This window comes from Vibrio sp. M250220, from assembly GCF_036533795.1.
Lineage (GTDB): Bacteria > Pseudomonadota > Gammaproteobacteria > Enterobacterales > Vibrionaceae > Vibrio.
Map to the genome: position 1 here is coordinate 1 of NZ_JATABI010000179.1, position 631 is coordinate 631.

Genomic DNA, 631 nt, shown 5'->3' on the forward strand with positions numbered 1-631 from the left:
ATGAAGCTTTTAGTCGAGTACGGTGCCGATGTGAATGCCCGCGACACACTTGGCAATACACCTTTGATACATATTCTTCCAGTGCGGTTTGATGATTCTCTCTACTTGCTCAACCATGGAGCAGATCCATACGCAATGAATAATTTAGGTATTTCTGTTTCCTACAGCGTTCAAGAGCGATTGGAGCATATGGATCCATCCACCGAAGCTTACCAAAAGATGCTCAAAATCCAGCAGAAACTTGTTGAAAAAGGTGTCAAGTTCCCTGCTTTGATGCCTTTCGGTGAACGTTTTCGCAATGACATCGTTTTTTGTAAAGAGCCGCACGGTTATATGCCGAAAACCGAATGCAAAGTGGAAGGTGTGAATGAGTTCCTAGGTGAACAAACCGAGCAGGAAAAACGCCAAGATGAAAAGATCCTTAAAGAACGTTTTGGTATCAAACATCGATTTTAAAAGCATCACACGCGGAAAGGCTCAGATGCATCTAACCCCAGGTGGAATCAAGTGAAAAAGTGGCGATGGCTTCTGATTGCAGGGCTGCTTGCTTTATCTATGGTAGCAAAAGGAGATTTGATGAATATTTTTGGCAGCAAACCTTATGCCGACGCCTTTTTTGAAGGGGATATGC

The 631-nt window shown here is 43.4% G+C and carries 1 pseudogene; it reads left to right on the plus strand.

From position 1 onward, the window contains the following. Positions 1–456 (plus strand): annotated as a pseudogene (locus QTN94_RS20260) (ankyrin repeat domain-containing protein); the annotation flags it as partial. Positions 457–631 lie beyond the last annotated feature (175 nt).